The organism is Serinibacter arcticus, from assembly GCF_004786095.1.
GTDB classification, from domain to species: Bacteria; Actinomycetota; Actinomycetes; order Actinomycetales; family Beutenbergiaceae; genus Litorihabitans; species Litorihabitans arcticus.
On record NZ_RHPJ01000001.1, the window covers coordinates 335341 to 350830 of the forward strand.

Sequence of the window (15490 nt, forward strand, 5' to 3'; positions counted from 1 at the left end):
CGCCGGGTGACTGACGAAGCAGAGCCCCGCTGGCGCACCGTCGCCGCCGCGACCGGACTGGCCGCGCCGGACGGCAGCACCCGGCCCACGATCTTCGCCGAGATGACCGCGCTGGCCGCAGCGACCGGCGCCGTCAACCTCGGGCAGGGCTTTCCCGACGCCGACGGACCGGCCTGGGTGCGCGAGGCCGCCGTCGACGCCATCCGGTCGGGCGCCAACCAGTACCCGCCGGGCCGCGGCACACCGGCGCTGCGCCGAGCGATCGCCGACCACCAGGCGCGGCACTACGACCTGGCCCTCGACCCCGAGACGCAGGTGCTCGTGACGGCCGGGGCCACCGAGGCGATCACCGCAGCGATCCTCGCGCTGGCCGGGCCGGGCGACGAGGTGCTCACGCTCGAGCCGTTCTACGACTCGCACGCGGCGAGCATCGCGCTGGCCGGGGCCACGCACACCACCGCGCCGCTCGTGCCCGGTCCGGACGGCTTCCGGCTCGACCTCGACGCGCTGGCCGCGGCGGCCACCGCCCGCACCCGCGTCATCCTGCTCAACACCCCGCACAACCCGACCGGGACGGTGCTCTCGCGCACCGAGCTCGAGGCGGTCGCCGCCGCGGCGGTGCGGGCCGACGCCGTCGTGGTCACCGACGAGGTCTACGAGCACCTGGTCTACGACGGCGCGGCGCACGTCCCGATCGCGACGCTGCCGGGGATGGCAGAGCGCACGCTGACGATCTCCTCGGCGGGCAAGACGTTCTCGCTCACGGGGTGGAAGATCGGGTGGGCGACCGGTCCGGCGCACCTCGTGGAGGCCGCGCTCGCGGTCAAGCAGTTCCTCACGTACTCCGGCGGCGCGCCGTTCCAGCCGGCGATCGCGCGGGCGCTGGCCGAGGGCGACGGCGACGTGCGCGAGCTGCGCGACTCCCTGGGGGCCAGGCGCGACACCCTGGTGCGCGGGCTGCGCGAGGTGGGCCTCGCCGTCGTGGAGCCGCGGGGGGCGTACTTCGTGTGCGCCGACGCCTCACCCCTCCTCACCGCGGAGCTGCCCGACGGCGCCGCCCTCGCCCGCGCCCTGCCCGCGGCGGTCGGTGTCGCCTGCGTCCCGGTGGCCGCGTTCTGCCGGACCGGGTCGCCGACGGCGGCCTCGCTCGCGCCGTGGTTGCGGTTCACGTTCAGCAAGGACGCCTCGACCATCGAAGAGGCGCTGACCCGGCTGCGGCGACTGCGCTGAGCCAGCCGTCGCGCGACGGTCGCGCGACCCCGGAACGTGACCCAGGTCACGTAGACTCGCCCCGCACCTGCTCAACGACGAGGTCGAGGTGATGGTCATGTCGGCGCCCCCCGCCCCCCGGGCGATGCGCCGCGCCCACGAGGAGTTCCTGACCCGCGGCTGGTTGGCCCCGTCGGTGCGCGACGTCGTCGCCGCGTCGTGGCGTCGCAGCGCCCGCATCGGCGTCGATCCCGAGCACCCCGCCCCGCCGGTCGACATCTCCGCCGTCGACCTGACGTCGCTGCGCCGCGACCATCCGCTCGCGGTCGCGATACCGGTCGTCCGCAGCCTGCTGATCGAGCCGGAGGCCGGGTGGATCGCGGCCCTCACCGACGCGGAGGGTCGGCTGCTGTGGATCGACGGCGATCGCGACGTCCGCGCCGCCGTCGAGCGCGTCGGGTTCGTCGAGGGGGCGCTGTGGCGCGAGGACGTCGCCGGGACGAACGCGCCGGGGACAGCCCTCGCGACGGGCCGCGCCGTCCAGGTGCTCGGGGCCGAGCACTGGTCCCGGCCCGTGCACGGCCTCAACTGCGCGGCCGCGCCCGTGCACGCCGCCGACGGTTCGGTGCTCGGGGTCCTCGACATCACGGGGGGCGCGCCGGTCGGCTCAGGCATGGCGCGATCGCTCGTGCGCGCGACGGTCGCGGCCGTCGAGGCGATCCTGCTCGGGTCGACGGCGGAGGGCTCGGCGGGCCGAGCACCGACCGCACCCCGGCCGCACCTGCAGGTGCTCGGTGGATCCGGCCACCTCCGCGGCGGCGGCGGCGGGCCGGCGGCCCTGACCGGCCGGCACGCCGAGATCCTGCTGCTCCTGACGGAGCACCGACAGGGCCTCACCGCCGAGGAGCTGGCGGTCCTGCTGTCCGGGAGCGAGCTCTCGACCGTGGCGGTGCGGGCCGAGGTCTCGCGGATGCGCCGCTCGCTGGGCGTGCTCGTCTCGCACTCGCGCCCCTACCGGGTGGACGACGGCGTCCACACGGACGTCGACGCCGTCCGGGCCGCGCTCGCCGTCGGCGATCTGGCGCGGGCGCTCGCGAGCTGCCCCGGGCCGGTGCTGCCGCGCTCGGACGCGCCCGGCGTCGAACGCGTGCGGGCCGATCTGGAGGCCGATCTGCGGGCGGCCGTCCACGCGTCGCGCGACGCCGGGGCCATCGCCCGCTGGACCGCCAGCGAGTCAGGGGCCGAGGACTGGTGGGCGTGGGAACGGCTCGCCCGGGTGGCGGCGCCGGGCTCGGCCGCCGGGCTGCGCGCGGCGGAGCGGCTGGCGCGCGGGGTGGCGACGGGCTAGTCGCGCCGCGGCGGGGCGCAGCAGCCGTCGGCGCACCCGTGCGCGGCGGCGGGGGCGGAGCTGGGCGTGGGGGCACAGCACGCGTCCCCGCGCCAGGCGTCCACCCCCTCCTTCACGGCGACCGCAGCGATGACGAGCGCCGCCACCGGGTCCGCCCACGACCAGCCGAGCGCCGAGCTCAGCACGAGACCGACGAGCAGCACCGCGGAGAGGTAGGTGCACAGCAACGTCTGGCGCGAGTCCGCCACGGCGCTGGCCGATCCCAGCTCACGCCCGGTCCGCCGCTCGAACCACGACAGGAACGGCATCACCGCGAGACTCACGGCCGCCAGCACGATCCCCACGGTGGAGTGCTCGGGCTCGAGGGCACCGAGCAGCGAGCGCACGGCGTCGACGCCGACGAGGAGGGCGAGACCGAGGAAGGACACTGCGATCAGTCGCATCGCGACCCGCTCGCGTCGCTGCGGATCGGGTCCGGCGAACTGCCACGCGACCGCCGCGGCCGACAGCACCTCCACGACGGAGTCGAGCCCGAACCCGACCAGGGCGGACGACGACGCCATCCGCCCCGCGGTGATGGCCACGGCCGCCTCGACCACGTTGTAGGTGATCGTGATCGCGACGACGATGCGGACCCGGCGTTCGAGCAGGGCACGACGGGCGAGCCCGAGCGCGTCGCCCGAGGGTGAGGTGAGCCTGATCGTCGTCACGAGCAGGTGCACCCCTCGCCGGCGCAGCAGTCGGGATCGACGGCGACCACCAGCGCGAGGAGCTCACCCAGTGCCGGGGCGAGGTGCGCGTCCGCCAGGCGGTAGGAGGTCCGGCGCCCCTCCGGCACGGCCTCCACCAGCCCGCACCCGCGCAGGCAGGCGAGCTGGTTGGACATCACCTGGCGGGAGACGCCGATGGCCTCGGCCAGGTCGGAGGGGAAGGCCGGGGCCTCCCGCAGCGCGAGCAGGATCCTCGCGCGAGTCTCGTCCGACAACGCGTACCCCAGGCGCACGAGCGCGGCCGTGTGGGTGAGCGTCACGGTCTCCTGCACGGGGGCTGCCATGGCCACGACAGTACAGCGTTCGCTGTATCGTCCGCACGCGTCGCCGCCTCTCCCGCGTGCCGGTCACCAGCAGCGATGACGGTGCAACGTCCGTGCAACCCCGGCCGACCTACGCTGCCCGCACCGCGGCACCGTCGCCGCGCCGGGCACACCCTGCCCGAAGCAACGGAGGTGGACATGACCGTCTACGCAGCACCCGGAACCGAGGGAAGCCTCGTCACCTATCGCAGCCGCTACGAGCACTGGATCGGCGGGGAGTTCAGGGCGCCGGTGAACGGCCGCTACTTCGAGAACCCCTCACCCGTGAACGGCAAGACCTTCACCGAGGTCGCCCGCGGGGACGCCGCCGACATCGAGGCGGCGCTCGACGCCGCGCACAAGGCTGCCCCGGCCTGGGGGCGCACGAGCCCCACCGAGCGCGCGATCATCCTGAACAAGATCGCCGACCGGATGGAGCAGCACCTCGAGGAGATCGCCGTCGCCGAGGCGTGGGAGAACGGCAAGCCCGTGCGCGAGACGCTCGCGGCGGACATCCCGCTGGCGATCGACCACTTCCGCTACTTCGCCGGCGCCATCCGCGCCCAGGAGGGCACGCTCAGCCAGATCGACGAGGACACGATCGCCTACCACTTCCACGAGCCGCTGGGCGTGGTCGGCCAGATCATCCCGTGGAACTTCCCGATCCTGATGGCGGTGTGGAAGCTGGCGCCGGCCCTGGCGGCGGGCAACGCCGTCGTCCTCAAGCCCGCCGAGCAGACGCCGGCGTCGATCCTGTACCTGATGGAGCTGCTCGCCGACATCATCCCGCCGGGCGTGCTCAACATCGTCAACGGCTTCGGTGTCGAGGCGGGCAAGCCGCTCGCCTCCAGCTCCCGCATCCGCAAGATCGCGTTCACGGGTGAGACCACCACGGGCCGCCTGATCATGCAGTACGCGGCGCAGAACATCATCCCGGTCACGCTCGAGCTCGGCGGCAAGAGCCCGAACATCTTCTTCGCCGACGTGGCGCGCGAGAAGGACGACTTCTACGACAAGGCGCTCGAGGGCTTCACGATGTTCGCGCTGAACCAGGGCGAGGTCTGCACCTGCCCCTCGCGCGCGCTCATCGACTCCTCGATCTACGACGGCTTCCTGTCCGACGCCCTCGAGCGGACGCGTGCGGTCAAGCAGGGCAACCCGCTGGACACCGACACGATGATCGGCGCGCAGGCGAGCAACGACCAGCTCGAGAAGATCCTCAGGTACATGGACATCGGCAAGCAGGAGGGCGCGACGATCCTCACGGGCGGCGAGCGCTCCGACCTCGGCGGCGACCTCTCGGGGGGCTACTACGTCACCCCGACCGTCTTCGAGGGCAAGAACTCGATGCGCGTGTTCCAGGAGGAGATCTTCGGTCCCGTGGTCGCCGTCACCTCTTTCAGCGACTACGACGAGGCGATCAGCATCGCCAACGACACGCTGTACGGGCTCGGAGCCGGCGTCTGGTCGCGCGAGGCGACCACCGCCTACCGGGCGGGCCGGGCGATCCAGGCCGGACGGGTGTGGACGAACAACTACCACGCCTACCCCGCCGCGGCCGCGTTCGGCGGCTACAAGGGCTCCGGCGTCGGGCGCGAGAACCACCTGATGATGCTCGACCACTACCAGCAGACCAAGAACCTGCTGGTGAGCTACTCCCCCTCGAAGCTCGGCTTCTTCTAGCCCGGCCCGGCCCGGCCCCGCACCGTCCCACCCCGTGCCCCCGTCCTGGCCAGGACGGGGGCACGGGTCCAGGATGGTGCGGGGGCATCCGGCGGACCGACGCCGGCGCAGAGCGAGGAGAGAACCGTGAGCACGTCAGCAGCATCAGCACCGCCGGCCAGGCTGAACGGCCGGATCATCGGCATCTCGATCGGGGCCGCCCTGGGCGGCTTCCTGTTCGGGTTCGACACCGCGGTCATCAACGGCGCCGTGGAGTCCATCGGATCGCAGTTCTCGCTCTCCGCCGGGCTCCAGGGCTTCGCCGTGTCGTCCGCACTGCTGGGCTGCGCGGCGGGCGCCTGGTTCGCCGGCCCCGTGGCCAACAAGTACGGCCGCATCCCGGTCATGCTCGTGGCCGCGCTGCTCTTCCTCGCCTCCTCGATCGGCTCCGGGCTCGCGTTCGGCGTCTGGGACCTCATCCTCTGGCGCGTGGTCGGCGGCCTCGGCGTCGGTGCCGCGTCCGTCATCGCGCCCGCCTACATCGCGGAGGTCTCCCCCGCGCACGTGCGCGGCAGGCTCGGATCGCTGCAGCAGCTCGCGATCGTGCTCGGCATCTTCACGTCCCTGCTCTCGAACGCGATCCTGGCCGGCGCGGCCGGCGGTGCCGCGAACGAGCTCTGGCTCGGCCAGGAGGCGTGGCGCTGGATGTTCATGGCGGAGGCCGTCCCCGCGATCGTCTACGGCCTCTTCGCGCTCAAGCTCCCGGAGTCCCCGCGCTTCCTCGTGGCGCGCGGCCAGTACGACAAGGCCTCGGCGGTGCTGCACGACTTCACCGGGATCGTCGAGGTCAACCTCAAGATCGAGGAGATCAAGAAGACGATCAACGCCGAGAAGAAGGAGTCCCTCAGCGATCTGCGCGGTCCCCGCCTCGGCCTGAAGCCGATCGTCTGGATCGGCATCCTGCTGTCGGTCTTCCAGCAGTTCGTCGGCATCAACGTGATCTTCTACTACTCCACGACGCTGTGGCAGTCGGTCGGGTTCGACGAGTCCGACGCGCTCCGCATCTCCGTCATCACCTCGGTCACGAACATCGTCGTCACCATCGTGGCGATCCTGCTGGTGGACCGCGTCGGCCGCCGCCTCATGCTGCTGGTCGGCTCGGTGGGGATGTTCCTGTCCCTGGGCATCATGGCGATCGCGTTCTCGTTCGCCACCCTGGTCGAGGCGGCCGACGGCACCACGAGCGCGCAGCTCGAGGCCCCGTGGTCGACGATCGCGCTCGTCGCGGCGAACGTCTTCGTCGTCGCGTTCGGTGCCACCTGGGGTCCGCTGGTGTGGGTGCTCCTGGGCGAGATCTTCCCGAACTCGATCCGGGCGGGCGCCCTGGCCGTCGCCGCGGCCGCCCAGTGGATCGCGAACTTCGCGATCTCCACGTCCTTCCCCGCCATGTCCAGCATCTCGCTCTCGCTGGCCTACGGGTTCTACGCGGCCATGGCGCTGCTGTCGTTCTTCTTCGTGCTGCGCAAGGTCCCCGAGACCAAGGGCCGCGAGCTGGAGGACATGACCGAGGACCTCGTCGTCGAACGACGCCGGGCACGCACCACCTGAGGTACTGGAGGAGTCGTCATGAGCACCCCTGCACCGCTGGCCCCCGAGGCGGGTCGGACGACGCCGGCGCCCGCGCCCGCCACCGTGGAACGCGTCGCCGTCACCGAGGCCGCCGCCGCGATGCTGGCGCAGCTGCGCACCCAGCACGGTGAGCTGATGTTCCACCAGTCCGGCGGCTGCTGCGACGGCTCCTCCCCCATGTGCTACCCCGACGGCGACTTCCTCACGGGGGACGCCGACGTGCACCTGGGTGACCTGCGGGTCGGTCAGGACGACGGCGACGGCGGTGCCGGGTCGACCGCCTTCACGGTGCCCGTGTGGATGAGCCGCAACCAGTTCGAGTACTGGAAGCACACCCACCTGACGATCGACGTCGTCCCCGGCCGCGGCGCCGGGTTCTCGCTCGAGGCCCCGGAGGGCGTGCGCTTCCTCATCCGCTCGCGCGTCTTCAGCGACGCCGAGTACGCGGCCCTGGGCGGGTCCGGCACGGTCGCGGTGGGGACGACGGCGTGAGGCGGCGCGGGTCCGCGACCGGCCGGGCGACGGGCGCGACGCCGTCGCCCGCCGAGGCCGCGTCCTCCCCCGCCCGCACGATCGGCCGCATCGCGCTGGGCGCGATCCTGATCTTCGCGGGCATCTCCCACCTGACCTTCGCGCGCGAGGAGTTCCAGGCGCAGGTGCCGGGCTGGTTCCCGCTGGACGAGGACCTCGTGGTCGTCGGCTCGGGCCTCGTGGAGATCACGCTGGGCGGTTCGCTGCTGCTGGCCCGTGGTCGACGCCGGATCCAGGTCGGGTGGATCGTCGCGGCCTTCTTCGTGATCATCTTCCCCGGCAACATCGCGCAGTACCTGGAGCGCACGGACGGCTTCGGGCTCGACACCGACGCCAAGCGCCTGGCGCGACTGCCCGGGCAGGTCGGCCTGGTCCTCCTGGCGCTGTGGTCGACCGGGGCGTGGCGCGCCTGGCGCGAGGGGCGGCGCCGGGACTGACGCCGCTCTGGCGCGGCAACGGGATCAGGCGCGCCGCAGACGTGCGCCCACGCCGTCGTCGTCGGTGAGCAGGCGGTCGACGACGGCGCGCACCACGCGTTCGAGCTCGGCCGACGCCGCCGACGGGCGCACGCCGACGCGGCGCGTCAGCTCGACGGTCCGGGTCAGCGACGGGCGCCGCAGCCGGGTCCCCCGCAGCCCCGGCCGCCCCAGCAGGATCGTCGTCGGGACGACGGCGACGCCGATGCCCCGCTCGACGAACCGCAGGACCGCGTCCATCTCCGCGCCCTCGACGGCGACGCGCGGCGTCAGCCCCGCGCTGGTGAACGCGGCGTCGGTCGCGACCCGCAGGTCGTAGCCGCGGTTGAACACGACCTGTGGCAGCTGCGCCAAGGCGGCGAGCGTGAGCCCGCCGGCGGCGTCCGCCCCGGCGAGGGTCGGCGGCGGCGCCGCGGCCGAGGACGCCACCACGAGCTCCTCCGTGAACAGCGGCACCGCCAGCAGCACGGGGTCGGGGCGCGCGCGGTCGCGCGTGACGGTGAGGGCGAGGTCGAGGCCGCCCTCCGCCAGCTCGTCCCGCAGCTCGCGCGAACCGGCCTCGCGGACGACGACCTCGACGTCGGGGTGCGCGGCGCAGAACTCCCCGAGCGCATCGGCCACCACCGACACGCACAGCGTCGGCGGCGCCCCGAGGACGACGCGCCCGCGCTCCAGGCCGGCGAACGCCCGCATCTCGCTGCGGGCCGCCTCGGCGTCGGCGAGCATGCGCCGCGCGATCGGCACGAGCGCCTCCCCCGCAGCCGTCAGCGAGACCCCGGTCGGCCCCCGGTCCAGGAGCGTGGCGCCGACCTCCGTCTCCAGCGCCGCGAGCTGGCGGCTCAGGGTGGGCTGGGAGACGAACAGCTCGGCCGCGGCCCGCGTCACGTTCGTGGTGCGCGCGACGGCGTCGAGCCCACGCAGCTGGTCGAGCGAGAAGGTCATGCACCGAGCGTATGCCACACCCCGATCATCGTCATTGGACGTATGCCCGGCCGGCTCCTAGCGTCGTGTGATGACCTCCAGCGCTCGGCACGAACGCCTCCTGTCCACCTCCGTCCTCGTCATCGGCACCGGGGGCGCGGGTCTGCGCGCCTCGATCGAGCTCGCCGAGCGCGGGATCGACGTCCTCGCCGTCGGCAAGCGGCGCAAGCACGACGCCCACACGACGCTGGCGGCCGGCGGCATCAACGCCGCGCTCGGCACCATGGACCCCGAGGACTCCTGGGAGCAGCACGCCGCCGACACGCTCCGCGAGTCCTACTTCCTCGCCGACCCCGCCATCGTCGAGCACGTGACGCGCGGGGCCGCCGAGGGGATCTCCGACCTCGAGCGCTGGGGCATGCCGTTCGCGCGCGAGTCCGACGGCCGCATCAGCCAGCGGTTCTTCGGCGCCCACACCTACCGCCGCACCGCCTACGCCGGCGACTACACCGGCCTGGAGATCCAGCGGACGCTCGTGCGCCGCGCGACCGAGCTCCAGGTCCGCGTCATCGACACGATCTACATCACCCGCATCCTCGTGGCCGACGGCACGGTGTTCGGCGTCTACGGCTTCGACGTCGTGGACGGCGCCCCCGTGCAGATCCGTGCCGACGCCGTCATCCTCGCGGCGGGCGGACACACCCGCATCTGGCGCTACACGTCCTCGCGCCGCGACGAGAACACCGGGGACTCCTTCCGCCTCGCCGCGCTCGCCGGGGCGAAGCTGCGGGACGCCGAGCTGGTCCAGTTCCACCCGTCCGGCCTCATCGAGCCCGACGACGCCGCGGGCACGCTGGTCTCCGAGGCGGCGCGCGGCGAGGGTGGCGTGCTGCGCAACGCCCGCGGCGAGCGCTTCATGGAGCGCTACGACCCCGAGCGGATGGAGCTCTCGACCCGCGACCGGGTCGCGCTGGCGAACTACACCGAGATCGCGGAGGGTCGCGGCACGGAGCGCGGCGGGGTGCTGCTCGACGTCTCTCACCTGTCCCGCGAGGTGATCCTCGAGAAGCTGCCTCGCCTGTACCGCACCCTGATCGACCTGCAGATGCTGGACATCTCCGAGAAGCCGATCGAGGTCGCCCCGACCGCGCACTACTCGATGGGTGGCGTCTGGGTCGAGCCCGAGCACCACGGCACGGGGATCGACGGGCTGTACGCCATCGGTGAGGCCTCCTCCGGTCTCCACGGCGCCAACCGCCTGGGCGGGAACTCGCTCATCGAGCTCCTCGTCTACGGCCGGATCACCGGATCGGCCGCCGCCGCCTACGTGCAGGGGCGCACCGCCGTCGCCCGCAGCACCGACGCCGTGGCGGAGGCCCGGGCCGAGATGACCGGGCTGCTCGAGGGTCGGGGGCGCGAGACCCCGCGTCGGCTCCAGCGCGCGATCCGCGACCTCATGACCCAGCACGCCGGCGTCGTCCGGTCGGAGACCGGGCTGCTCGCCGGTCTCGAGACCCTCGCCGAGCTCGAGCAGCGCGAGCTCGACGTCACCGCCCATCCCGACATCGCGGGCTTCGACGACCTCGCGCACGCGTTCGACCTCAAGGGGTCCCTGCTCGCGGCGCGAGCCACGCTCGAGAGCGCCCTCGAGCGGCGCGAGACGCGCGGCTGCCACAACCGCTCCGACTTCCCCGAGCAGGACGACGCGCTGCGCGGCAGCTTCCTGTGGTCGCCGGACGCGGGCGTGGAGTTCCAGCCTGCGACGCCGGCGCCCGAGTCCTTCCGCGACCTCGCCGAGCGCTCCGACGGCGAGCGCGTCGCCGGGACGCTGCTGGAGTAGGTCGCGCCGGCCTACGCCGCTCCGAGCGCCCTGCCCGCCCTGGCGACGCGGGCGACGCGGGGCGTGCGGGCCCGGCACGTCTCGACCGCGTCGCGGTGCACCTCGAGCATCGCGCCGGCCGAGGCCTCCCACGTGAGGCGGGCGGCCCGGTCCCGCGCCCTCGCCCGCACGCGCGCCGCGACGGCGGGGTCCCGGGTCAGCGCGAGGACCGCGTTGGCGAAGGCCGTCGGGCTGGCGGGAACGACGCGACCGCCGTCGCCCACCACCTCCGGCAGGGCGCCCGTCGTCCCGCAGACCACCGGCGTGCCGCACGCGAGCGCCTCGAGCGCGGCCAGGCCGAACGTCTCGGCGGGCGCCGGCGCGAGCACGACGTCGGACGCTCGCATGTGCTCCCCGACCTCCTCCGCGTCCAGGTGCCCGAGGAAGGTCACGGGGAACCCCGCCGCCGCGCGTTGCACGCGCTCGCGGTGCGGTCCGTCGCCGACCACCACGAGCTCGGCGTCCACACCCCACAGGACGAGCTCGATCAGCGTCTTGACCGACAGGAACGGGTACTTCTCCTGCGACAGGCGCCCGACGTGCAGGAGCCGCAGGGGCGAGGCGCCGGTGGGCTGTCCGGCACCGGCGTCGGCATCGGCCTTGACGTCGAGCGGGGCGGGGTGGAACGTCGCGCGGTCGACGCCGAGCGGCACCACCCGCGCCCGCACCCCCGCCAGCCGGAGCTCGCGCGCGGCGAAGCGGCTCGGTGCGACCACGGCGTCGAACGGCAGCGCGCCACCGCGGTGGATGCCCGAGGCCAGGGTCGCGGCCACGGGGCGCGGGACGCCGTAGGTGCGGGCGACGTCGGTGACGCTCTCGTGCGAGACCAGCACCGAGGCGATCCCGCGCGAGCGCGCCCACCGCGCCAGCCACCGCAGCGTGGTGCGGTCGCTGATCTCCAGGACGTCGGGCGCGAACCGGGTGACGGCGTCGGCCACCTCGGCGCGCGCCGTGACCAGCCGGTAGCCGGGGGCGCCCGGCGCCTGCCGGGACCGCGCGAGCGTGACGTCGGCCGGGGTGTCCCAGACCCAGGGCGTGCCGTGGTCGGGGATGACGGCCGCGATGTCGTGACCGCGGTCGCCGTACTGCTGCGCCCAGTGGCCCAGCGCCGTCCTGATCCCGCCGGACGTCGGTGAGACGAAGTTGGCGATCTGCATGATCCTCATGCGGCCTCCCGGCTCGTGGTGGTGGTGGTGCTCGACGTTGCGGTGGTGGTGCGCGAGGCGCGTGCGAGGCGCACGGCCTCCTCGTAGTGCCCCCTGAGCTCGGCCACGGACGCCGCGAGGCCGCGCTCGAGCGAGACCTCCCGGGCGCGCGCGCCGCGGGCGGTGCGGTCGGACAGGACCGCGGCGACGGCGTCGTCCAGCGAGGCCGCGCTCCCGGGGACGAAGCGTGCGCCCGAGGTGCCGTCCACGAGCTCGGCCACCCCTCCCGCATCGGGCACGACGGCGGGCACGCCGCACGCCATCGCCTGCATCGCGGCCTGGCACAGCGTCTCGTGGCGGCCGGGGTGGACGAACACGTCCAGGCTCGCGACGGCGCGGGCGAGCTCGTCGCGGTCGAGCCGACCGGTGAAGGTCGCGCCGGGGAGGCTCGCGGCGAGCTCGGCGCGGCTCGGTCCGTCGCCGATGAGAGCGAGCGCCAGGTCCTCGCGTCCGGCGAGCACGCGCAGCAGCGGCAGCTCCTTCTCGGGCGCCAACCGGCCCATGTAGCCGACGACGGGCACGTCCCGGCCGCCGGCGAGCGCGGTCCGCACGTCGGCGTCGCGCACCGCGGGCGTGAAGAGGCCGAGGTCGACGCCGCGGTGCCAGCGCCGCAGCCGCGGCACCCCCTGCGCCGCCAGGGCCGTCAGCGCGTCGTGCGTGCAGGCGAGGTTCAGCGTGGCGCGCCGGTGGATCCGGGCGATCCAGCGCCAGACCGGGCGCTCGGCGAACGCGAGGCCGTTCGCGACGGCGAACGAGGCGACGTCGGTCTGGTAGACCGCGACGCTCGGGACGCCCTCCTCCGCCGCCACCTGGACGGCCTGCGCCCCGAGCAGGAACGGCGAGGCGACGTGCACGACGTCGGGCGCGAGGTCCCGCACGAACGCTCGCAGCCCAGCTGCGGGCACCGACGTGGAGCAGCCCAGCCGGGAGACGTGGAGCGACGGCGTGGACAGGACGCGCGCGACGCCGTCGACCGCCCCCGGGGAGCCGTGCTCGCGGGAGGCGCCGGGCGCGACGAGGGCGACCTCCACCCCGGCGGCGACGAGATGCGTCACCACCTGCTCGACCGAACGGACGACGCCGTTCGTGCTCGGTTTCCAGGACTCGGTCACCACGAGGACCCGCACGATCACGACGGTAGGGAGCGCGGGTGACGGGGCGGGAGCATTCGGGTGGCGGGTGGATGGCGCTTCGACGGCGGGACGTCGGGAGGTGGGTGAACGACGCGGGTGCGGGGTCCGCGGGCCCGATGTCGGACCCCGTCCCTAGGCTGGCCCCATGTGCGGACGCTACGCAGCCTTTCGTGAGGCGCAGGACCTCGCCCGGGAGTTCGACGTCGAGGTGGTCGAGGCCGCCGCCGCGGAGCACGAGGCCTCCTGGAACGTGGCTCCGACGGACGGGGTGCGCGTCGTGCTCGACCGGGCGCCGAAGCCCGATCGGGGCGACGTCGGTGTCGACGGCGGCACGGGTGCCGTGACCCGCGAGATGCACCTCGCCCGGTGGGCGCTCGTGCCGTCGTGGGCCAAGGCCCTGCGCGGCGGCGGCGCCCCCATGTTCAACGCGCGCATCGAGACGGTGGCGACCAAGCCCGCGTTCCGGACGTCGCTCGCGGCGCGCCGCTGCGTCGTCCCGGCGGACGGCTACTACGAGTGGCGCACCGACCCGGCGCCCGACGGCGGCAAGCCCGTCAAGACCCCGTTCTTCATCCACCGCGCGGCCGCGGCGGACGGCACGACGCCGTCGCTCGCTTTCGCCGGCCTGTACTCCTGGTGGCGCGACCCGGCGCGCGAGGAGGACGACCCCGAGCGCTGGGTCCTGTCCACCACGGTGCTGACCCAGCCCGCGCGCGACGGCCTCGAGGCCATCCACGACCGGGAGCCGGTCGTGCTCCCCGCCGATGCCGTGGCGGCGTGGCTCGACCCGACGTGCACCGGCGCGGACGATGCGTTGGAGGTGCTCGCCGCCGCCCCGCCGGAGCTGCGGTGGTACGAGGTCGGCACCCGCGTCGGGTCGGTCCGCCACAACGACGCGCGGCTGCTCGAGGCGGTCTAGCCGGGGTGGGGCCACCCCTGGTCGCATCCGCGCGGCGACGTTCCGCCCGCGGGTGGATCCCGCCGTCGAGCAGCGCGACCTAGGCTCGTGGAGTGACGAGCGCGCCCGGCCCCGCTCCCGGCGGGCCCGTGCCCCTCGGGTCGCCGCCCTACCAGCAGACGCCCCATCCGCAGACGGGCTACCCGCCGCCGGGCCATCCTCAGACGGGTTTCCCGCCGCCGGGCTACCCGCAGGCGGGCTACGGCACCATCGCTCCGCCGTCGTCCTCGCTCGCGGGGGTGGACGCGTGGCTCGCCCGGCACGGTCTGGTCGTCGACATCGTGCTCGCGGTCCTCGGCGGACTCCTGCTCGGCGGGTTCAGCCTGCTGACGGGCGCCTCGATCGGAACGCCGGGAACCATCGCCGTGGTGCTCGCGAGCATCGGGATGCCGTTCGCGCTGGCCGTGCGCCGGCCCTACCCGGTCGCCAGCGCCGTCACCGTCAACGCGCTCGCGCTCCTGCACTTCACCGTCGGCAACTCGCTCCTGCCGGTGGACCTGCTCATCTACGTCTCGGTGTACTCCACCACCGTCCACGCTCCGCGCTGGGCCCGGCGCCTCAGCCTCGGCTCGGCACTGCTGGGCAGCGCGCTCGTGGCGGCCTCGCTGGCGACCGGCTGGGCCGGCGGACGGCTGGACATGCTGCTGTCCAGCACGTTCGCCTTCGTCGGCCTGGCGGCGCCCGCCGTCATCTGCTGGGCGCTCGGACTCCTGCGCCTCTCGACCCGGCAGCGCCGCGAGTCCCTCGCCGACCGTGCCGCGCGGCTCGAGCGCGAGCGGGACCAGCAGGCCGTCATCGCCGTCGCCGCCGAACGCGCGCGGATCGCCCGCGAGATGCACGACGTCGTCGCCCACTCCCTCTCGATCGTCGTGGCGCAGGCCGACGGCGGCCGCTACATCGCCGCGCAGGACCCCGAGGCCGCCGCTCGCGTGCTCGAGACCATCTCGACCACGGGCCGCGGGGCGCTGCGCGACATGCGTCGCATCCTCGGCGTGCTGCGCGACGGCGACAGCTCGCCGACCGCACCGCAGCCCGACGCCGCCGACGTCGCGACCCTGGTGGAGCAGGTGCGGTCCTCCGGGGTCCCCGTCGAGCTCGTCCGCAGCGGTGCACCGCAGGAGCTGCCGACCGGGATGGGTCTCGCCGTGTACCGCATCTGCCAGGAGGCGCTGACGAACGTGATGAAGCACGCCGGACCGGTCCAGCGGCTGCACGTGCGCGTCGACCTCGCCTTCCACCCCGGCTGGCTCGTGGTGCAGATCGACGACGACGGACGCGGCGCGGGGGCGGGCTCCGACGCCGCCGACGGCTCGGGCCACGGCCTGATCGGGATGCGCGAGCGGGTGGCGCTCTACGGCGGCACGCTGACCGCGGGGCCGCGGCCCGGCGGCGGCTACCGTGTCAACGCAGCGTTCCCCCTGCCGCCCGCGACGTTCCGGCCGGCGGGGTTCTGACCGCGTACCGACC

Annotated in this window: 14 protein-coding genes; 9 read left to right on the plus strand and 5 right to left on the minus strand. The window is 74.3% G+C overall.

Annotated elements, in window-relative coordinates:
- Window positions 1-6: 6 nt before the first annotated feature.
- Together SERN_RS01600 and SERN_RS01605 are read left to right on the plus strand one after the other, a co-directional pair.
- Entirely contained in the window at window positions 7-1230 is a 1224-nt protein-coding gene (locus SERN_RS01600) for an aminotransferase class I/II-fold pyridoxal phosphate-dependent enzyme (RefSeq protein ID WP_233251392.1), read from the plus strand.
- Window positions 1231-1327: 97 nt separating this feature from the next.
- Complete coding sequence (locus tag SERN_RS01605; protein ID WP_135848378.1) at window positions 1328-2557, plus strand: sigma-54-dependent transcriptional regulator family protein; 1230 nt, start codon at window positions 1328-1330, stop codon at window positions 2555-2557.
- Here SERN_RS01605 and SERN_RS01610 read toward each other — a convergent pair.
- Both SERN_RS01610 and SERN_RS01615 read right to left on the minus strand, forming a co-directional pair.
- Entirely contained in the window at window positions 2554-3267 is a 714-nt protein-coding gene (locus SERN_RS01610) for a cation transporter (protein WP_408640854.1), read from the minus strand. The two genes, SERN_RS01605 and SERN_RS01610, sit on opposite strands and share 4 nt — an antisense overlap.
- Complete coding sequence (locus tag SERN_RS01615; RefSeq protein WP_135848379.1) at window positions 3264-3611, minus strand: ArsR/SmtB family transcription factor; 348 nt, start codon at window positions 3609-3611, stop codon at window positions 3264-3266. Before SERN_RS01615 ends, SERN_RS01610 begins: the two co-directional genes overlap by 4 nt.
- A 177-nt stretch (window positions 3612-3788) precedes the next feature.
- On the opposite strand from SERN_RS01615, the gene exaC reads away from it, so the two are divergent.
- The 4 genes from exaC (at window position 3789) to SERN_RS01635 (ending at window position 7888) form a co-directional block, all read left to right on the plus strand.
- Window positions 3789-5312, plus strand: a complete 1524-nt coding sequence (gene exaC, locus SERN_RS01620) for an acetaldehyde dehydrogenase ExaC (RefSeq protein ID WP_135848380.1) — start codon at window positions 3789-3791, stop codon at window positions 5310-5312.
- Between the two features lie 45 nt (window positions 5313-5357).
- Window positions 5358-6899 (plus strand): sugar porter family MFS transporter, encoded by a 1542-nt coding sequence (locus SERN_RS01625; RefSeq protein ID WP_135848381.1) that lies wholly within the window; start codon window positions 5358-5360, stop codon window positions 6897-6899.
- A gap of 120 nt (window positions 6900-7019) precedes the next feature.
- Window positions 7020-7412: a DUF779 domain-containing protein gene (locus SERN_RS01630; protein WP_233251468.1), complete on the plus strand. Its 393-nt coding sequence runs from the start codon at window positions 7020-7022 to the stop codon at window positions 7410-7412.
- A gap of 80 nt (window positions 7413-7492) precedes the next feature.
- Window positions 7493-7888, plus strand: a complete 396-nt coding sequence (locus SERN_RS01635) for a DoxX family protein (protein WP_135848959.1) — start codon at window positions 7493-7495, stop codon at window positions 7886-7888.
- 24 nt (window positions 7889-7912) lie between these two features.
- On the opposite strand, the gene SERN_RS01640 is transcribed toward SERN_RS01635, so the two are convergent.
- On the minus strand, window positions 7913-8869 hold the full coding sequence (locus tag SERN_RS01640; protein WP_135848383.1) for a LysR family transcriptional regulator: 957 nt from the start codon (window positions 8867-8869) through the stop codon (window positions 7913-7915).
- 70 nt (window positions 8870-8939) lie between these two features.
- On the opposite strand from SERN_RS01640, the gene SERN_RS01645 reads away from it, so the two are divergent.
- The gene (locus SERN_RS01645) at window positions 8940-10688 is read left to right on the plus strand and encodes an L-aspartate oxidase (RefSeq protein ID WP_135848384.1); all 1749 of its coding nucleotides are present in this window, start codon (window positions 8940-8942) and stop codon (window positions 10686-10688) included.
- A gap of 11 nt (window positions 10689-10699) precedes the next feature.
- On the opposite strand, the gene SERN_RS01650 is transcribed toward SERN_RS01645, so the two are convergent.
- Both SERN_RS01650 and SERN_RS01655 read right to left on the minus strand, forming a co-directional pair.
- A complete protein-coding gene (locus SERN_RS01650; protein ID WP_135848385.1) occupies window positions 10700-11893 on the minus strand; it encodes a glycosyltransferase in 1194 nt (397 codons plus the stop codon).
- On the minus strand, window positions 11890-13059 hold the full coding sequence (locus tag SERN_RS01655) for a glycosyltransferase family 4 protein (RefSeq protein ID WP_158292536.1): 1170 nt from the start codon (window positions 13057-13059) through the stop codon (window positions 11890-11892). The genes SERN_RS01650 and SERN_RS01655 overlap by 4 nt, the downstream gene beginning before the upstream one ends.
- Window positions 13060-13210: 151 nt before the next feature.
- Here SERN_RS01655 and SERN_RS01660 point away from each other — a divergent pair, with 151 nt between their 5' ends.
- Window positions 13211-13984, plus strand: a complete 774-nt coding sequence (locus tag SERN_RS01660; protein WP_135848387.1) for an SOS response-associated peptidase — start codon at window positions 13211-13213, stop codon at window positions 13982-13984.
- Between the two features lie 92 nt (window positions 13985-14076).
- Complete coding sequence (locus SERN_RS01665; RefSeq protein WP_199241472.1) at window positions 14077-15477, plus strand: sensor histidine kinase; 1401 nt, start codon at window positions 14077-14079, stop codon at window positions 15475-15477.
- The last annotated feature ends 13 nt before the right edge of the window (window positions 15478-15490 follow it).